The organism is Streptomyces sp. NBC_00090, from assembly GCF_045160815.1.
Taxonomy (GTDB): Bacteria; Actinomycetota; Actinomycetes; order Streptomycetales; family Streptomycetaceae; genus Streptomyces.
The window spans coordinates 4,373,116-4,389,049 of record NZ_CP108224.1 but is presented as its reverse complement, the minus strand read 5'-3'; the positions used below and the strand labels follow the sequence as shown (position 1 = coordinate 4,389,049).

Below are 15,934 nucleotides of genomic sequence, written 5' to 3'. Positions count from 1 at the left end.
GCTGCGGTGACGGCACGGGTCCCGGACTTCCGCCCGGATTTCTCCGGCGAGGCAGGACTCGTAGAAGCAGAGGTCCATGGCCACCGGAGTCCTTGTCCGATCATCCGTCAGGGGCATCCTTGTAACGCGGCAGGCCGTCCGTCGAGATGGTCCATTCGGCGATGGTGACGTCCTCGCCGTACACGAAGTCCATGCGGGTGGCGTAGCGGGGGCCGTCGGGCGTGGGGTGGATGTCGGTGAGGACGGCCCCGGTGCCGGTGCGGGGGTCGAAGACCGCGTAGACAGGCACGCCGATCAGGGCGTAGTCCCGCACTTTGCCCACCCAGTCGTTGTCCGGGTTGGAGCGGGAGACGACCTCGATGGCGGCGACGAGCGTGCGCGCGTCGAAGGAGCCGTCGCCCTCCATGTCCGCGAGGGCGATCACCATCACATCGGGTCGCCGCATGATGCTTTGGGACGCGTCCTCGACGTCGGGTTCACCGGTGTGGGCGACGAGCTCCTCGGGCATCACCCGCTCAAGGCGCCGCCGCAGGTGCACCGTGGTCAGCTCGTGGGGACGCCCCGGCGACCTCATGTCGTGTACAAGTCCTTCTTTGGTGATCTCGACCCTTCCCGGAACGCTGTCCCCCATGCGCTCGACGGCGTCGCGCAGCATCCGGTAGTGGAGGCTGCTGGGCCGCGAGTCGTTCGGGGCGTCGGTCATTGTGGCTCCTCGTCTGTGCCCATCGGGCCGAGTCAGCACCTTCATGCTCGGCAGCCTTTCCTCAGTCGGCTGTGCAGTCGCGGCAGCTCCCCGGTTCGGGGGCTCGGTAGGCGTGGTCGCAGGTCTCGCAGTTCTGGAGGGGGTACCGGGCGGCCGGGTCCTCGGGGGTACGGAACGGCGGCAGGGGCGGGAGCTGGGCGGTGAGGCGGTGCGCCAGGAGGGCGGCCGGGCGGTGCAGGGGCTCCGGCGGCAGGTCGGCGGTCAGGGCGCGGTGGACGGCCTCGGGGGTGAGGTCGCGTTCGAGCCAGGCGGCGACACCCGGGACGAGGTGTTCGGCGTCCGTGGCGGAGATCAGGAGGCGGGCGTCCTCGCGGCGGAGGCCGGAGAGGACACCGAGGGCGGTTCGGAGGAGGTCCGGGGTGGGGTACACGGGCTGCGGTACGGCGGGGAGCGCACGGCGGCGCGGTGGTTTCTCGGCAGCCCGCCGGGGCTGCGGCCGGGGACTCGGCTCGTCCCCGCCGCCTGTCCGGCCCGGCTGGTTGCAGGAGACCGTACGGGTGACGATGCGGCCCTGGTCGGTGCGTACGCGGGTGCGACGCAGATAGCCGTGGGCCTCCAGCTCGCGCAGGGCTGCGGCGATCCGGGTCCTTCCCTCGGGGAAGCGGGCGGCGAGGCTGTCGATGTCTACCTGTGCGCCGCTCGGCAGTGACTGGATGTGGACGGCCAGGCCGATGGCGATCAGCGACAGCTCGACATGCTGGGCCAGGTGGTTGCCGACCACCGTGAAGCGGGTGGTGTGGCGGGCGTTGTCGTGGACGACGCCGCCGTGGCGCGTGGCCCCACGGGCGCCCCGGGAAGGGTGGTTTTTCCCGTCGTTACGGGCCTTGGCGCGCGGGCGCGCGCTAGTGTTCTGGTTATCCATCGGGAAGGGTTCGCTTCCTCGGTGGTCAGGCCCTCGCATTGGGATTGCCGTCCCGGCGGGGGCCGACGCATGTCAGCAGTGATGTGGTGTGTCGCGCTGAGCGTAGATCAAGCAACCCTCCCCAAAGCCAGCCGGCTTGGTGTTTTTCACCCGAGTGAGTGAGTCCGCCCGAGCGGGGCGGAGGGGTGGGGCTTGGTTGGGGTTCTTTCTCTCTGTGGTCGTCCTTGGGGAGACCGTCCGCCCCACCGAAGCCCGCTTTTCCGGGGTTCGGTGACTGCACCTTCTCCGCAGGTCAGGGGCGTGGCAGGTCGAGTTCGGCCCATACCGTCTTCCGGGGTACGGGACCGAGCCCCACGCCCCACCGGTCGGCCAGCGCCTCCACGAGGAGCAGTCCGCGTCCGGAGTCGCCCTCGGGGCACGGTGGTTGGACGCGTGGGAGGTCCTCGCCCCGCGTGTCCGTCAATTCGATACGCAGGACGTCCGGCTGCGACAGAAGCGCGAGCCGGAAGCTCCGGCCGGCGACCCGGCCGTGCGTCGCCGCGTTTGCGGCGAGCTCGGCCACGACATGGGTTGCGGCCTCCGTCACGCCGTACGGCACCTCGTGATCCCGCATCCACTCGACGGCGAGCAGGCGTGCGAGCCGGGCCCCGCGTGGCGTGGGGGACAGGAGGACGGTGAAGTGGCGTGCGGGCGAAAGGACTTGGGTGGTGTTCTGCTGATTCATGTCACCGAGCGTGGCCGTCCCCGTCTACCGTGAACAGTGACGACGCCGATGCGTAGGGTGACTGTCCGGGGCTTGTCCACTGCTGTCCGGCCTGTCCGGAGCCCTTCCGGGGGAGGTGTCGCGCCACGAAGGGGCGAGGGAAGGGTGCGGTATGTCGGTGGACGGTGGGGCGCAGCGGCTCAAGACCGAGGCGGACGAGCCGGGGTGGGAGGTCGACCCGGACGACGACTGGGGGGTGGCCGTAGTCGCCACCGTGGGACGGCAGTTGAGGCTGCGGAGGGAGGCTGTGGGCATGCGCGCCGCCGAGCTTGGAGAGGCCACCGGTTACGGCGAGGACATGATCTACAAGATCGAGGCGGGGAAGCGGATTCCACGTCCCGAGTTCCTGGACAAGGCGGACGAGGTCCTGGGAGCGGATGGGCTGATCTCGGCGATGAAGGAGGACGTGGCGAAGGTCCGGTACCCGAAGAAGGTACGGGCCTTGGCGAAGATGGAGGAGCGGGCGGTCGAGATCCAGCTCTACGACCCGCTCAACATCCACGGCCTCTTGCAGACGCCGGAGTACGCGCGCGGGCTGCTGTTGATGCGGCGGCCGGCGTACACGCAGGACGAGGTGGAGCGGATGGCGGCTGGCCGCGTGGCACGGCAGAGCGTCTTTCAGAGGGACCCGGCCCCAGAGATCAGCTTCGTCCTGGAGGAGTGGACGCTGCGCCGCCCGCTGGGCGGGCGGATGGTGCTGCGGACTCAGCTGGAGCGCCTGTTGGAGGTCGGGCAGTTGCGGAACGTTGAGCTTCAGGTGATGCCGATGGACCGCGAGGAGCACGCCGGACTGGCGGGCGGTATCGAGGTGCTGAAGTTCGATGACGGAGCGGCGGTGGGACGCTCTGCGGCTGTGGCCAACGGACGGCCGGTGACCGAGCGGAAACAGCTCCATATCCTGGAGTTGCGATATGGCATCATCCGGGCTCAGGCCCTCACTCCGCGTGAGTCGATTGCCTTCATTGAGCAACTGCTGGGAGAGACATGATCCGCAACACCTCGGCCGGGGACGCCTCCGAACTGGCGTGGTTCAAGAGCAGTTACAGCAGCAGCAGCGAGGGCGACTCCTGCATCGAGGTCGCCACCACCCCCGCCACCGTCCACGTCCGTGACTCCAAGAACCTCGGCGGCCCCCAGCTCGCGCTGACGCCGACCGCCTGGGCGGGCTTCGTCTCGTACGCCGTCCGCAACTGACGTACACAGGAACCCACAGCCCGCTCCCACGTTCCTGACAGGCCTGCTTCCTAGGGTCCTCGCCCATGAGCGAAAACCAGAAGCACAGGCGGGACATGACCCGGCGGCGGGCACTCGTCGCGGGTGGTGGGGTCGTGGTCGCGGCGGGGATCGGCGCCGGGGTCGTCTCCACCGCCTCGGCGGACGGAGCGTCCGGGACGAAGCCGGCCGCGAAGCCCACGGCGGGCGAGGCCTGTTACCGGCTGACGTCCGAGACGACCGAAGGCCCGTACTACATCGACGCGGACAAGATCCGTAAGGACATCACCGAGGACCGCGAGGGCATCCCGCTCACCGTGCGCCTCAAGGTGATCGACTCCGACACCTGCAAGCCGCTGCGGAACGCCGCCGTCGACATCTGGCACTGCGACGCCCTCGGCATCTACTCCGGCTACGAGAGCCTGAGCACCGGCGGTGGGGGCGGTGCCCCCGGGGGCGGTACGCCGCCGACCGGTGCGCCGCCCACGGACGCCCCCACCGGCACCCCGCCCACCGGCACGCCCCCGACCGGCGGCCCCGGCGGCCCGGGCGGCGGCGGGCACGAGGAGCCCACCGACGACAAGCGGTACCTGCGCGGCACCCAGCTCACCGACAAGCACGGGTACGTGGAGTTCCGGACGGTCTTCCCCGGCTGGTACCGGGGGCGTTGCGTGCACGTCCACACCAAGGTGCACGTCGGCGGGAAGATGACGGCGACCGGCTACGAGGGCGGGCACACCTGCCACACCGGCCAGCTCTTCTTCGCCGAGAGCGCGGTCCTCGACTCCGCGAAGGTCGCTCCGTACTCCACGAGCACCACGGAGCGCACCACGCTCGACGCCGACACCATCTACCCCGGCAACGGCGCCGAGGGCGGCCTGCTCACCCTCAAGTACCCCAAGGGGAAGATCGTGAAGGGGGTCGTCGCCACCCTCACCCTGGGCGTCGACCCGGACGAGACCCACACGGGGACCTCCGCCTGACGGCGGCCGTCCAGGAACAGGGCGGCGGCGAGCAAGTGGCCGCTGCCCCCGGGCGGGTGGACCAGGATTCCTCGCGAAGCGACCGACGGTCCCGTCAGGCCTTTACGATCTCCGGCATGTCGAACCCGTCGTCCATACCCGTCCTGCGTGGCTCCCACGGCACCGTGCTCCAGTTCACCGGCGACGTGCTGATGTGGAGCCGGAACGCCGAGGAGGTGAGCATCCCCCTCCAGGCGATCGCACACGTCCGCGCCGAGGGGCGCACCGTCACGGTCGAGCTCGTCGCCCCGTCCGGGACGGCGCCCGCCGTGCACCGTGTCGACGGCGTGAGCGAGGCCGCCGCGGCGCTGTTCGTCCCGGCCGTCACCGCGGCCCTGCCCGTGCGCGCCGAGGAGGACGAGACGGTCGACGGCTCGACGCTGGTGTCCACCCACACCGTGCCCGAGCCCGAGGACGATCCGTGGCAGCGCATGTTGAGGAACGTGGCGATCGCCATCGGCGGCGTATCGCTCGCCCTCGCCCTGGCCGTCGGGCTCCAAGGTGAATGGCTCGGCGTGTTGATGGCCCTGCTCGTCGCTCCCCTCGGCCTCGGGCTCTCCGCGTTCGGCGCCGTCATGGTCTACCTCGCGTACCTGCAGTGGTACCTGCCCCGGTACGGCATCACCGTCGAGGCGGAGAAGGCCGTGGAGTACACCTACAACGGGACCGCGTCCTACGCGTACACGGAGCTGGACGGCACGAGGCGGCACATCAGCGGCAAGAGCATCAGCGGGACCCCCTACGTCGCCTATGAGACGTCCGGTACGGACAGGAGGGCGGTGTGTTACTCGCCGTTCAAGGTCGCCTGGGACATGGTCTTCGCCCTGGGGCTTCTCCTCGCCGGTCTCGGCGTGGTGGCCCTGGTCGTCGTCGTGACCGGCGGCATCTTCCTGGGCGGCTGATGACACCGTGGTCGTTCGTCGGACCGCCTAGGCGGGGGCGGCGGGCTGTCTGCTTGCCGGGAATCGGATCGCCATCAACGGGGTTGGTGGGGGATGAGCCGTTATTGGAGGGGTCATGCGAGCGATTCAGGTGTACGAAGTGGGCGGTCCCGAGGTGCTGCAGGAGGCCGAGGTGGACCAGCCGCGGCCGGGTCCGGGCGAGGCGGTCGTGGAGGTCGCCGCATCCGGGGTCAACTTCCTCGACGTCTACCACCGCGAGGGCCGGTACAGCCTCCCGCTGCCCTTCACCCCGGGCGCTGAGGGCGCCGGCACGGTCGTCGAAGTTGGACCCGGCGTCGCTGACGTCGCGGTCGGGGACCGGGTCGGTTGGGTGGAGATTCCCGGCACGTATGCCGAGCGGGCCGTCGTGGACTCCTCCCGGCTGGTGCCGCTGCCCGACGATATCGGCTTCGAGACAGCCGCCGCCGTGCTCCTCCAAGGCATGACCGCGCACTATCTCGTCAAGGACGCCTACCCGGTTCAGGGGGGCGACACGGTGCTCGTGCATGCGGCTGCTGGTGGCATGGGGCTGCTTTTGACCCAGCTCATCACCCATCTCGGCGGCAGGGTGATCGGCACGACGTCGACCACGGCGAAGGCCGAGCTGGCGAAGCGTGCCGGGGCCGCCGAGGTGATCCTTTCCTCCGCAGTCGACGATCTCGCAGCCGAGGTGAGGCGGCTCAACGGCGGTCAGGGACTGCCGGTTGTCTTCGACGGCGTCGGCGCGCACACCTTCGATGCGAGCCTCGCCAGCCTGCGAACCCGCGGCCATCTCGTGCTCTTCGGCGCGGCAAGTGGTGCCGTGCCGCCGTTTGATCCGATTCGGCTCGCCCACGGCGGTTCGCTGACCCTGATCCGGCCCAGCCTCGGGCACTTCATCGCCGATCGGTCCGAACTGCTCCGACGGGCCGCCGATGTGTTCGAGTGGGTGCGCTCCAAGGCGCTTGAGGTCACCGTAACGGGCCGCTACGCATTGTCCGAGGCCGCCCAGGCCCACAGCGATCTGGAGGCTCGGCGTACCACCGGCAAGCTGCTCGTCGTACCCGATGCGGCCGCTATTGGACGCCGCGAGGAGACGCAGAGCTGATCGCGGGTGACGAGGTCGGGGATCTTGGAGACTGAGATGTCGAGGGCATGGCCGACCGTCATCGCCAAGATCCCCGACACCGTCAGGCACTCAGCAGGCCAAGATCAAGTTCTGGCGGGTTTCTGGCGTATCGGGGTCACACCCCTTCAAGATCCCTCAGCCGAGACCTGGCTCACCCGTCCACAACCTCCCGGGACAGAACACCTAGGGCGTGTGTCGAAAGTCCCGCCTGCCGTGCGGCGCCGCACGCCCTAGGGCGTGTGTCGAAAGTCCCGCCTGCCGTGCGGCGCCGCACGCCCTAGGGCGTGTGTCGAAAGTCCCGCCTGCCCGGCGGCGCCCGGCACGCACGCTCGCCGCGTTGTCGGGATCACCCCGATACATCCAGTATCGGGGCGACCCTCCGCCTTGCGATCGCACGCACCGGACACCGCCGGGCCTGCCCTTCGGGCAGACGGCGCTACTTTCGACACACGCCCTAGCGGGCGTCCAGGAACAGGGCGGCGGCGAGCAGGTGGCCGCTGCCCCTCGGGTGCAGGTCCCGTTCGCGGAGCCGTCGGTCGAAGGCGTCCAGGGGGAGATCGCCCGCGACGACCTCCCGGGCCCCGTCCTGCACCTCGCGCAGACCGTACGGCCCCGCCGCGTGCAGCAGGCCGGTGTCCTGGAGCGTCGTCATCACGGTGAGCAGCGCGGCGATCCGCGTATCCGCCTCGCGCGCCCCGCCGTCCCGGGCGGTACGCAGGGCCGCCAACGCCCGCCGTACGTGCGGGAACCCGGCCCGCGCCTCGCCCTTCGCGCCGGCGGCGCCGTACCGGACGGAGACGGCGGAGCCGGGGGAGGGACGGCGGGGAGCCCGCCCGTCGGGGTGCGCGGCGATCCGCCCCGCGAGCCCGGTGATCTCCTCCGCGGTCCCACCGGGCGCGAGCGCGGCCCCCGCCACCAGCAGCCCCAGCGGCCACACGGCCCCGTGGTGCAGCGCCGCACCCCCGTCGGCCCGCGCCATGTCCCGCTCCGTGGACCGGCCGATGGCACCGAGCTCACCCCGAAGTCCCTTCCCCGGCTCCCCGGTCCGCCGCGCGGCCGCCGCCATCGCGGCGAGCCCCGGCTCCAACGCCAGCGCGGACCACCTCAGCCCCGACAGATCCGCCTCCCGGGCATCCGGAAGTCCCGGCTTGGGCGTCAACTCCACCCCCGCCAGCAGCCCTTCCACAGCGGCCCGGGCAAGCCCCTCGTCCTCACGCGTCACGACCATGCCGCGCACGCTAGGCACCGGACCTGGGCGTTTCCTCGGGTCGGCCTGTGGGTCGGCTGTGTCACCCACAAGGGTGAAGGCTCCGGATTCCCTGATCCCAGGACGCTGGCATATGCCACCATGCCTGCCATGGCGACAGAGACGAACCCGGTCGGGCGGGCCGGGGAACACGTACCGTGGAAGGCACCACCGATCCAGGAGGAGTCTGCCGTGAGCGTCCTGACTCAGGAGGGGTTCGAGGAACTCGCCCGTCTTGGCGAACGTGTGGACGAATCCCTGCGCCTTGAATTCATCAACGGGAAGATCGAGGAGAAGGCGTTGCCGGACGGCGACCACGGGCGGATCATCGAGTGGCTCACGCGCCTGTGCATTCAGGTCGACGCCGGTTGGTGGCTCTATCCCGATCAGGGGCTGAGGATCGAGAAGTACCGCAAGGGCAATGCTCGTCCCGATGGTTGCCTCGCGCCGAGCGACACCTTCGTCGGTCAGGGCGAATGGGCCAGTGCCGACGGGGTCCTCATGACCGTCGAGGTCACCTCCGGCGACTCGGACACCGGGCAGCGCGACCGCGTCGAGAAGCCGCACGCCTACGCCGAGACGGGGATTCCGGTCTACCTGCTGATCGACAGGACCGTCGGCGAGGTGAAGGTCCACTCCCAGCCGGACGGAGAGCGGTACGAGATGGTCGTGACGGTGCCCTTCGGCAAGACGGTCACGCTGCCGGAGCCGGTGGGGATGGAGCTGGACACGGAACCCTTGAAGAACTGGGTCCACTGAAGTTTTTCGCGCGGGCTGTCACACATCCCGTTCGGGATCCGTCAGTGCTGTGTCCGGCTCGGTCGAGGCGGACACGGGAGAGGCTGAAGGAGCCGTCGCGATGTTCACCGAGATGTCCACCACCGCAGTCGTCGTCACCGCCGTCGCCGCCTTCATGGCCGGGTTCTCCGCCGCGGCGATCTTCTTCAAGGCCGCGTTCGTCGTCGAGCCCCTCGCCGCGTACGGCGTGCCGCGGTCGTGGTGGAACTGGCTCGGGGCCGCCAAGGCCGCCGGGGCCGTCGGGCTCGTCGTCGGGTTCTTCGTGCCGGTCATCGGGACCCTCGCCGCGATCGGGCTGATTCTGTACTTCGCGGGTGCCGTGATCACGATCGTCCGCGCCCGCTCGTACGCCCACGTGCCCTTCCCGCTGGTCTACATGGCCCCCGCCGTCGCCGTCCTCGCCCTGACCTGGTGAACCGCAAGGAAAAGGCCGCCACCCCTGTGAGCAGGGGTGGCGGACTTCTTTCGTACGTCAGTGGACGTCAGTCCTTCTTCGGCTCCTCCAGGCGCGGGAACAGCACCGCGCCCTTCGTCACCGTCGCGCCCGCGGGGAGCTGCCCCCACGTGGCGGCGTCCTGGACCGGCTGCGCGGCCAGGGACTCCCAGAGGGCCTGCGAGGTCTCCGGCATGATCGAGTTGAGCAGTACCGCGACCGCGCGGAGCGACTCGGCGGCCGTGTAGAGGATCGTCGCCAGGCGGGCCTGGCCCTCCGGCGACTCGTCCTTCGCGACCTTCCACGGCTCCTGCTCCGTGATGTAGCCGTTGACCTGCTTCACGAAGTCGAAGATCGCCAGGATGCCGCCCTGGAAGTCCAGCTCCTCGCCGATCTTCGCATCGGCGGTCGCGACCGCCTTGGCCAGGCCGTCCTGGATCGCCTTCTCCGCGTCGCCGTCGGCCGCGGAGGCCGGCAGGGCGCCGCCGAAGTACTTGCCGACCATCGCCGCCACGTGCGAGGCGAGGTTGCCGTAGTCGTTCGCCAGCTCGGAGGCGTACCGGGCGGTGAAGTCCTCCCACGAGAACGAACCGTCCTGGCCGAACGCGATCGCCCGCAGGAAGTACCAGCGGTACACGTCCACAGGGACGTGCGCCTGCGTGTGCGAGAGGACGAAGTCGTATCCCTGCGGCGCTATGGGCGCCGCCGGACGTCCACTCCGTCGGCAAGGCGGATCTCCTCGCGGAGGAGACCGCGCGGGCCCGCTCGCGCTCACCCGCCGCGCGGGCGGGCTTCGTGAGGTGTGCGACGGGCCGCTGAGCCGTCCTCCCGGCGAGGGCACCGGAGTTCGCGAGTACGCTCGAGTGAACGCGTGAACGGAAGTACGTGACGACGGGCGGGGGTCCGGGATGCAGAACGCCGATCTCGATGTGTCGGAGGGTGAGCTGACGAAGCTCGCCGGCGACCTCGACGCGATGCAGGGGTACCTGGAGCAGCAGACACGGCGGATGGACGCCATCGTGGACAGCATCGCCGCGGGTTGGCAAGGGCCGACGGCGAAGGCGTACCGCAGTCTGCACCAGGAGGTCGCGGAGGACGCCGTGCGGATCCGGAACGTCATGATCCTGCTGGAGGAGGCCACTCGGCTCAGCCGTGACGGCTTCACGCAGCAGGAGTTGGACACTCTTGGCCGGATCAGGAAGCTGCAGGAAGGTACGGACGTGCCGGCGACGGCCCGGGCCTGGGGATCGCCCGACCCCGCCCCCGTTCCCGATTCGGTACCGTCGCGGCCGCAGAGCCGCATTCTGGGCATCTGACCACGGGGGGCAGCAGCACGATGTCTGAAGACGAGCGCATCACCGTCGACTTCGCCACGCTCCGACGACTGTCGGGAGAGCTGGAGGACGTCCTTCGCATCCTGAACGAGAAGCTCGACAGCCTTTACACCCGTACGGAGAAAGCCGTGTTGAGCTGGGACGGGGAGGCCCGCGAGGCGTTCATCGACGAGCTCGACAAGTGGGACCGCTCGGCGCGGGACCTGAAGGCCGCCCAGGCGTGGCTGCACGAGGTGGTCGTCAAAGGCCACCTGAACTACGACGCGGCGCACCGCTCCGTGCTTCAGGGCTGGGGCGGCGCCTGATGGCCGGGCCGACCCCCGCGCAGCCGCCGGGCGGCGGCGGCACCATCGACGTCAAGCCCAGCGACCTGTGGCGGGTCTCGGGCCGGGTGGCGAGCCAGCAGTCGGCGCTGAACTCCGGTGCGAACAAACTCCTTGATGGGCTGCGGAAGTACCCGGACGCCGGTGGGGCCGGCACGGACGCCCGCGAGTTCTCCCAGGCGTACATGAAGGTCGGCAACCGCTGGCTGGACGTCTGGGCGAAGAGCGTCCTCAGCGTCGGCGGCGTCGCCGTCGGCTTCACGGAGACGGCCAACGCGTACGCGAAAGCGGACGCCGCCGCGCACCCCAAGCCCGGCCAGTCCGCCCAGCAGATGCCGGTGCCCTCGGTCGTCGACAAGCAACCGGACTACGGGCAGATCCCCGACCTCAAGTGGGGCGACGACGACGGTGGCGACGACTTCATCCGGAGGCTGCTCGAACTCATACCCCCGGTCGTACGGACCGTCCTGCAACCGCTCCTCAAGAAGGCACTCCGGATCGGGAAGCTGGCCGACGTCTACCCGTACCCGCAGCAGCACTACCTCAACTCGCTCTCGCAGTGCTGGTCGGACACGACGATCTGTCTGAGCGTGGTGTCGGGCACGCTGACGGGCGAGGTCTCCACCATCACCAACCCGCAGCAGACGGAGTGGCAGGACGCCATGAAGGTGTTCTGCAGCGCGGTGTGGGGCGCCACGGCCTGGGGACACTCCCGGGAGGGCTATCAGTGGGCACAGAAGGGCGGCAACAACGGGCACGGGCCGCCGACCGGCAGTCAGCCGGTGATGACGGTCCTCTTCGACACCGCGAAGAAGATCAGCGACATCCTGCGGGAGTACGCCGAGGCCGCAGTGGAGCTGAACGGCGACATCTGGGACGAGTTCGTGGAGGCCGTCAGGGAGTCGGCGAAGGAGGTCCTCGACGTCGTCGACAAGGACCTGAACCTCAAGGACGGCGTAGGCATGAAGGACGTCGGCGGCTTCTTCAAGACCATCGGCAAGGGCGCCGCCAAGGGTGTGGGCGCGCTGGCCGAGTTCGACATCCAGATCGTCCTCAAACTCGACACCGCGGACATCAACCGCATCGTCGGGAAGTACCAGTCGACGCTGAACGCACTCACCGCCCGGTTCGACGCGATGATGCCGGCGCTGGACGAGGCGTACCTCAGCGCACCGAAGTTCGAGGCCGGGGTGGCCCGGGCGCACGGTTTCGGCGCGCGGGCGCTCGACGAGTTCAAGGACCCTCAGCGCTGGATCAAGGAAGACGCCAACGGGAACTACACGTTGGACCTTGCGAGCAACGAGTGGCTGAACAACGGTCACACGCTCGACAAGCATGTCGGCAAGACGGACGAGCAGCTGAAACAGCGGCTGCGGGACCAGCAGAACAATCCCGGTCACACCACGCCCACCTGGCCCTACGGGAATCCCAGGATCAGCGGGTCGTCTTCGTTCCCGACGTACGACCGGGCGCAGGAGCTCACCCAGCACACCATCAACGACAACTCGGCCGCGATCAAGGCGTGGCTGAAGGGACCGCCGCCCCCGGACCCCGGCGCGACGGAGCTCTTCCGGTCGAAGGCACCCAACGACGGGTACAGCGGGACGAGCGTGTCCAAGAAGGACGACAACGTGCCGCCCATTCCGGGCCGTGGTTATCAGAACAACGGCATGAACGCCACGGTGGAGCAGGTGAAGTTCGTCGAGACCAGGATCAAGTACACGCCCGGTCTTGATCCGGAGTTCACTGTCCTCACCTCCATGCCGGCTCCGTAGAAAGGCCCCCGCACATGACGCCCGAGCACGTGGAACAGACGGACTGGGAAGGTGCCCTCCGGTACCTGCACGAGGATTCCTTCGCCTACATGGCCACCGGCCCGCGCCGCCACGAGGACTGGCGCCTCGACGTCCTGGCCGTCATGAACCGGTCGGTGGCCGATCCCCGGGGCTGGGCGGTCCTGGACGAGTGGGTGGGCTCGCCCGGGGCGGACGAGCCGGCCCACCCGTTCCAGCCGCCGGACCTGGAGAAGCTCGGAGGACGTCTCTACGAGATCGCCCCGGAGTCCGCCGCCCAGCAGCTCGTCGCCATGACTGACGACGGCTGCATGCTGCCGAAGGTCCTGAAGGACCGCCCGGAGCGTCTCGACGGGCTCATGGAGCGGGCGCGTACCGTGCTCGCCCGCTTCGGCGCCTCGCCCGTCTGCCTCACCAACGTCACCGAGGCGCGTGACAACAGGACCCCTGACTACTTCTCCAGCAGCCGGGGCTGGACGCAGATGTCCGTGTACTCCGAGGACATCGGGCTCGTGGTCCTCTCCGAGGCCGAGGTCGGCGTGTTCTGGACCTTCGCCGACTACTGACCGTACGGAACCGTACGGAACTCCGGACCGACCGTGCCGACCGACCGCGAGAGAATGCCCTCATGCTGACCCGTTCCGCCACCTACCCCGACCGGGAGACCGCCCAGTGGGCCACCCAGCAGGTCGTGACCGCCAACGAGCAGGTCATCCACCGCTGGCTCGCTCAGGGCACCCGCGCCCGGCTCACCATCGAGGCCGCCTGGCCGTCCCGTGCGGAGCCCGTAGGGCGGGTGCTCCTGGAAGCGATGGCGCTGGCCGGGCTGCAGCCGGTGGACGTCCGGGCGGCCCGCGTCGTGCTGCGCCGGGAGCCGACGAGCCCGCACGGGTTCGTCGTCCAGACCACCCTCCCTTTCTATCTGTAGAGGCTCACGACCGTGTCCATGAAGCCCCTTGAGCACGACCACCGCTACGGCGAGCTCGACCAGGTGATGCGCGCGTACCTCGGGCAGCCGGCCGACGACACCCCGGAGAAGCGCAGCGCTGCCCTGGAGGCCTACCTCCGCCACACCTGGCACACCCGCTCGTGGGCCATCTCCGAGGCGGAGCGCCAGTTGCGCGAGTACAGCCGCAACCCCCCGGGCCGGCTGCGCCTGAGCATGGGCGAGTTCTACGCCGTCCCCGACACCGGAATACCGGAGTCCGCGATCCAGGACTGGCTTCTGGTCCTCGCCGACCACCTCAAGCAGAGCGTCGAGGGCGGCGAAGTCCCCCCGCCCTCGTCCCCGCGGACCCACTGGGAGTGGCACGCCCGCTTCCCGGAGACGGCGCAGCTGCTGGGCGGCTGGTTCTCCCAGGACATCGTGGACGAGTTCGCCGACCACGCCGCCGCGCTCGCCGACTACCGCGCCACCACCGACCCCCAGCTGGTCGCCCGGCTCTGCGGCGAGCTGAACGAACTCCTCGCCCTCCCTCTCGACGAGTCCGATTACGCCCTGGCCGCCGCCGAACTCGGCATGGAGGTGGCACCGCCGGCCCCTCATTCGTACGGTGCCTGGCTCCAGTCGGCCGCCACGGAACTGTCGGTCGCCGACAGCTGACGCCGACGAGCTCGCAGCCGGGCGTGGTGGGTCGAAACGGCCGGTGGCCGCCTCCCAGGAGGGACGGCAGCCACCGGCCGTGTGCGTACGGGAGAGGGACCGGTGTCAGTCCTTCTTCGGCTCCTCCAGGCGCGGGAAGAGCACCGCGCCCTTCGTCACCGTCGCGCCCGCCGGGAGCTGGCCCCACGTGGCGGCGGTCTGGACCGGCTGCGCGGCCAGCGCGCCCAGGGACGCCTCGGCGCCCAGCGAGTCCCAGAGCGCCTGCGAGGTCTCCGGCATGATCGCGTTGAGCAGGACCGCGACCGCGCGGAGCGACTCGGCGGCCGTGTAGAGGATCGTGGCCAGGCGGGCCTGGCCCTCCGGAGACTCGTCCTTGGCGACCTTCCAGGGCTCCTGCTCCGTGATGTAGCCGTTGACCTGCTTCACGAAGTCGAAGATCGCCAGGATGCCGCCCTGGAAGTCGAGCTCCTCGCCGATCTTGGCGTCGGCCGTCGCGACCGCCTTGGCCAGGCCGTCCTGGATCGCCTTCTCCGCGTCGCCGTCGGCCGCCGAGGCCGGCAGCTCGCCGCCGAAGTACTTGCCGACCATCGCCGCCACGCGCGAGGCGAGGTTGCCGTAGTCGTTGGCCAGCTCGGAGGTGTAGCGGGCGGAGAAGTCCTCCCACGAGAACGAACCGTCCTGGCCGAACGCGATCGCCCGCAGGAAGTACCAGCGGTACGCGTCCACGCCGAAGTGCGAGGTCAGGTCCTGCGGCTTGATGCCCGTCAGGTTCGACTTCGACATCTTCTCGCCGCCGACCATCAGCCAGCCGTTGGCGGCCACGCGCCCCGGTACCGGCAGGCCCTGCGCCATCAGCATCGCGGGCCAGATCACCGCGTGGAAGCGCAGGATGTCCTTGCCGATGAGGTGCACGTTCGCCGGGAAGGTCTCGTCGAACTTCGCCGGGTTCTCGTTGTAGCCGACGGCCGTCGCGTAGTTCAGGAGCGCGTCGATCCACACGTAGATGACGTGCTTGTCGTCCCACGGGACCGGAACGCCCCAGTCGAACGTCGAGCGCGAGATGGAGAGGTCCTCCAGGCCCTGCTTGACGAAGTTCACGACCTCGTTGCGGGCCGACTCCGGCTGGATGAAGCCCGGGTTCGCCTCGTAGAACTCCAGGAGCTTCGGGCCGTACTCGCTCAGCTTGAAGAAGTAGTTCTCCTCCTTGAGGATCTCCACCGGCTTCTTGTGGACGGCGCACAGCTTGGTGCCGTCCTCCGCCTCGATGAGGTCGCCGGGGAGCTTGTACTCCTCACACCCCACGCAGTACGGGCCTTCGTACCCGCCCTTGTAGATCTCGTCCTTGTCGAACAGGTCCTGCACGAACTCCTGGACGCGGTCCGTGTGACGCTTCTGCGTGGTGCGGATGAAGTCGTCGTTCGCGATGTTCAGGTGCTCCCAAAGGGGCTTCCACGCCTCCTCGACGAGCTTGTCGCACCAGGCCTGGGGCGTGACGTTGTTCGCCTCGGCCGTGCGCATGATCTTCTGACCGTGCTCGTCCGTGCCGGTGAGGTACCACACCTTCTCGCCGCGCTGACGGTGCCAGCGCGTGAGCACGTCGCCTGCGACGGTCGTATAGGCGTGGCCCAGGTGAGGAGCGTCGTTGACGTAGTAAATGGGGGTCGTGACGTAGAACGCCTTCGCCCCCTGCTTCTCGGATCCAGTGGCCGCCATGGTCGAAATCCTAACGGTCG

General features: G+C 69.5%; 18 protein-coding genes and 1 pseudogene. 13 read left to right on the top strand and 6 right to left on the bottom strand.

Annotated features, from left to right (window positions below; all coding sequences use genetic code 11):
- Positions 1-100 precede the first annotated feature (100 nt).
- From OG361_RS19610 to OG361_RS19600, 3 genes are all read right to left on the bottom strand, one after another.
- The gene (locus OG361_RS19610) at positions 101-703 is read right to left on the bottom strand and encodes a Uma2 family endonuclease (RefSeq protein ID WP_405855286.1); all 603 of its coding nucleotides are present in this window, start codon (positions 701-703) and stop codon (positions 101-103) included.
- 61 nt (positions 704-764) lie between these two features.
- Positions 765-1,625 (bottom strand): helix-turn-helix domain-containing protein, encoded by an 861-nt coding sequence (locus OG361_RS19605; RefSeq protein WP_405855284.1) that lies wholly within the window; start codon positions 1,623-1,625, stop codon positions 765-767.
- A 292-nt stretch (positions 1,626-1,917) separates the two neighbouring features.
- Positions 1,918-2,349: an ATP-binding protein gene (locus tag OG361_RS19600; RefSeq protein WP_405855282.1), complete on the bottom strand. Its 432-nt coding sequence runs from the start codon at positions 2,347-2,349 to the stop codon at positions 1,918-1,920.
- 151 nt (positions 2,350-2,500) lie between these two features.
- Between OG361_RS19600 and OG361_RS19595 the strand changes: the two genes are divergently transcribed.
- The 5 genes from OG361_RS19595 to OG361_RS19575 all read left to right on the top strand — a co-directional run bounded on the left by OG361_RS19595 (position 2,501) and on the right by OG361_RS19575 (position 6,650).
- Entirely contained in the window at positions 2,501-3,376 is an 876-nt protein-coding gene (locus tag OG361_RS19595) for a helix-turn-helix transcriptional regulator (RefSeq protein ID WP_405855280.1), read from the top strand.
- A complete protein-coding gene (locus OG361_RS19590; RefSeq protein ID WP_405855278.1) occupies positions 3,373-3,582 on the top strand; it encodes a DUF397 domain-containing protein in 210 nt (69 codons plus the stop codon). Before OG361_RS19595 ends, OG361_RS19590 begins: the two co-directional genes overlap by 4 nt.
- A 65-nt stretch (positions 3,583-3,647) precedes the next feature.
- Positions 3,648-4,583 (top strand): intradiol ring-cleavage dioxygenase, encoded by a 936-nt coding sequence (locus OG361_RS19585; protein ID WP_405855276.1) that lies wholly within the window; start codon positions 3,648-3,650, stop codon positions 4,581-4,583.
- Positions 4,584-4,699: 116 nt separating this feature from the next.
- On the top strand, positions 4,700-5,524 hold the full coding sequence (locus OG361_RS19580; RefSeq protein ID WP_405855274.1) for a hypothetical protein: 825 nt from the start codon (positions 4,700-4,702) through the stop codon (positions 5,522-5,524).
- A gap of 115 nt (positions 5,525-5,639) precedes the next feature.
- The gene (locus tag OG361_RS19575) at positions 5,640-6,650 is read left to right on the top strand and encodes a quinone oxidoreductase family protein (protein WP_405532919.1); all 1,011 of its coding nucleotides are present in this window, start codon (positions 5,640-5,642) and stop codon (positions 6,648-6,650) included.
- Between the two features lie 475 nt (positions 6,651-7,125).
- On the opposite strand, the gene OG361_RS19570 is transcribed toward OG361_RS19575, so the two are convergent.
- Positions 7,126-7,899, bottom strand: a complete 774-nt coding sequence (locus OG361_RS19570) for a triphosphoribosyl-dephospho-CoA synthase (protein ID WP_405855272.1) — start codon at positions 7,897-7,899, stop codon at positions 7,126-7,128.
- Positions 7,900-8,109: 210 nt separating this feature from the next.
- On the opposite strand from OG361_RS19570, the gene OG361_RS19565 reads away from it, so the two are divergent.
- Both OG361_RS19565 and OG361_RS19560 read left to right on the top strand, forming a co-directional pair.
- Complete coding sequence (locus OG361_RS19565) at positions 8,110-8,676, top strand: Uma2 family endonuclease (protein ID WP_405855270.1); 567 nt, start codon at positions 8,110-8,112, stop codon at positions 8,674-8,676.
- A 100-nt stretch (positions 8,677-8,776) separates the two neighbouring features.
- Positions 8,777-9,130 carry a DoxX family protein gene (locus OG361_RS19560; RefSeq protein ID WP_405855268.1) on the top strand — a complete coding sequence of 118 codons (354 nt, stop codon included), beginning with the start codon at positions 8,777-8,779 and terminating at the stop codon, positions 9,128-9,130.
- Positions 9,131-9,197: 67 nt separating this feature from the next.
- On the opposite strand, the pseudogene OG361_RS19555 reads toward OG361_RS19560, so the two are convergent.
- Positions 9,198-9,803: pseudogene (locus OG361_RS19555) on the bottom strand (class I tRNA ligase family protein); the annotation flags it as partial.
- Between the two features lie 253 nt (positions 9,804-10,056).
- Between OG361_RS19555 and OG361_RS19550 the strand changes: the two are divergent.
- From OG361_RS19550 to OG361_RS19525, 6 genes are all read left to right on the top strand, one after another.
- Positions 10,057-10,464 carry a WXG100 family type VII secretion target gene (locus tag OG361_RS19550; protein ID WP_405855266.1) on the top strand — a complete coding sequence of 136 codons (408 nt, stop codon included), beginning with the start codon at positions 10,057-10,059 and terminating at the stop codon, positions 10,462-10,464.
- Between the two features lie 20 nt (positions 10,465-10,484).
- Positions 10,485-10,787 (top strand): WXG100 family type VII secretion target, encoded by a 303-nt coding sequence (locus OG361_RS19545; RefSeq protein ID WP_267044580.1) that lies wholly within the window; start codon positions 10,485-10,487, stop codon positions 10,785-10,787.
- Positions 10,787-12,580 (top strand): RNase A-like domain-containing protein, encoded by a 1,794-nt coding sequence (locus OG361_RS19540; RefSeq protein WP_405855263.1) that lies wholly within the window; start codon positions 10,787-10,789, stop codon positions 12,578-12,580. Before OG361_RS19545 ends, OG361_RS19540 begins: the two co-directional genes overlap by 1 nt.
- A 14-nt stretch (positions 12,581-12,594) precedes the next feature.
- Entirely contained in the window at positions 12,595-13,164 is a 570-nt protein-coding gene (locus OG361_RS19535) for a hypothetical protein (RefSeq protein WP_267044578.1), read from the top strand.
- Positions 13,165-13,226: 62 nt separating this feature from the next.
- Positions 13,227-13,526 (top strand): RNase A-like domain-containing protein, encoded by a 300-nt coding sequence (locus tag OG361_RS19530; RefSeq protein ID WP_405855261.1) that lies wholly within the window; start codon positions 13,227-13,229, stop codon positions 13,524-13,526.
- 12 nt (positions 13,527-13,538) lie between these two features.
- Entirely contained in the window at positions 13,539-14,201 is a 663-nt protein-coding gene (locus OG361_RS19525; RefSeq protein ID WP_405855259.1) for a contact-dependent growth inhibition system immunity protein, read from the top strand.
- A 105-nt stretch (positions 14,202-14,306) separates the two neighbouring features.
- Here the strand turns inward: OG361_RS19525 and metG are convergent, their stop codons facing one another.
- Positions 14,307-15,914 (bottom strand): methionine--tRNA ligase, encoded by a 1,608-nt coding sequence (metG, locus tag OG361_RS19520; RefSeq protein WP_405855257.1) that lies wholly within the window; start codon positions 15,912-15,914, stop codon positions 14,307-14,309.
- Positions 15,915-15,934 lie beyond the last annotated feature (20 nt).

Coding starts and splice junctions, on each gene's coding strand:
- OG361_RS19560 (WP_405855268.1), top strand. CDS start 8,777: ATGTTCACCGAGATGTCCACCACCGCAGTCGTCGTCACCGCCGTCGCC.
- OG361_RS19550 (WP_405855266.1), top strand. CDS start 10,057: ATGCAGAACGCCGATCTCGATGTGTCGGAGGGTGAGCTGACGAAGCTC.
- OG361_RS19610 (WP_405855286.1), bottom strand. CDS start 703: ATGACCGACGCCCCGAACGACTCGCGGCCCAGCAGCCTCCACTACCGG.
- OG361_RS19570 (WP_405855272.1), bottom strand. CDS start 7,899: ATGGTCGTGACGCGTGAGGACGAGGGGCTTGCCCGGGCCGCTGTGGAA.
- OG361_RS19580 (WP_405855274.1), top strand. CDS start 4,700: ATGTCGAACCCGTCGTCCATACCCGTCCTGCGTGGCTCCCACGGCACC.
- OG361_RS19530 (WP_405855261.1), top strand. CDS start 13,227: ATGCTGACCCGTTCCGCCACCTACCCCGACCGGGAGACCGCCCAGTGG.
- OG361_RS19590 (WP_405855278.1), top strand. CDS start 3,373: ATGATCCGCAACACCTCGGCCGGGGACGCCTCCGAACTGGCGTGGTTC.
- OG361_RS19595 (WP_405855280.1), top strand. CDS start 2,501: ATGTCGGTGGACGGTGGGGCGCAGCGGCTCAAGACCGAGGCGGACGAG.
- OG361_RS19600 (WP_405855282.1), bottom strand. CDS start 2,349: ATGAATCAGCAGAACACCACCCAAGTCCTTTCGCCCGCACGCCACTTC.
- OG361_RS19585 (WP_405855276.1), top strand. CDS start 3,648: ATGAGCGAAAACCAGAAGCACAGGCGGGACATGACCCGGCGGCGGGCA.
- OG361_RS19605 (WP_405855284.1), bottom strand. CDS start 1,625: ATGGATAACCAGAACACTAGCGCGCGCCCGCGCGCCAAGGCCCGTAAC.
- OG361_RS19545 (WP_267044580.1), top strand. CDS start 10,485: ATGTCTGAAGACGAGCGCATCACCGTCGACTTCGCCACGCTCCGACGA.
- OG361_RS19535 (WP_267044578.1), top strand. CDS start 12,595: ATGACGCCCGAGCACGTGGAACAGACGGACTGGGAAGGTGCCCTCCGG.
- metG (WP_405855257.1), bottom strand. CDS start 15,914: ATGGCGGCCACTGGATCCGAGAAGCAGGGGGCGAAGGCGTTCTACGTC.
- OG361_RS19575 (WP_405532919.1), top strand. CDS start 5,640: ATGCGAGCGATTCAGGTGTACGAAGTGGGCGGTCCCGAGGTGCTGCAG.
- OG361_RS19540 (WP_405855263.1), top strand. CDS start 10,787: ATGGCCGGGCCGACCCCCGCGCAGCCGCCGGGCGGCGGCGGCACCATC.